Below are 381 nucleotides of genomic sequence, written 5' to 3'. Positions count from 1 at the left end.
GGAAGCTGGACCGGCGTGCGCTGCCCGAGCCCGATTTCGGGGCGCTCTCGCGGGGCCGGGCTCCGCGCGATGCCCGGGAGGGGGTGCTGTGCGCGCTGTTCGCTGAGGTGCTGGGTGTGGGGTCGGTGACGGTGGACGATTCCTTCTTCGACCTGGGCGGGCACTCGCTGCTGGCGGCGCGGCTGGTGGGCCGGATCGGTGCGGCCTTCGGGGTGGAGGTGGGTCTGCGTGAGGTCTTCACCCACCCCACGGTCGCCGCGCTCGCGCCGAGGCTCGCCGTGGCGGTGGGCACCGCCGACCGTCCGGAACTCGCCCCCCGTGAGCGTCCGGAGCGGGTGCCGTTGTCGTTCGCGCAGCGCAGGCTGTGGTTCCTGGACCGTC

At 74.3% G+C, this 381-nt stretch carries 1 protein-coding gene; it reads left to right on the top strand.

Features of this window, described 5'->3' with window-relative positions; translation table 11 throughout:
* On the top strand, positions 1-381 hold a 381-nt coding region (locus ACFHWE_RS23755; protein ID WP_416604106.1), incomplete at both ends, for a phosphopantetheine-binding protein.

Origin of the sequence: Nocardiopsis sp. LOL_012, assembly GCF_048060475.1 — a bacterium.
Classification (GTDB): Bacteria; Actinomycetota; Actinomycetes; order Streptosporangiales; family Streptosporangiaceae; genus Nocardiopsis.
The sequence above is the reverse complement of the archived record's forward strand: the minus strand, read 5'-3'. Positions and strand labels throughout refer to the sequence as shown.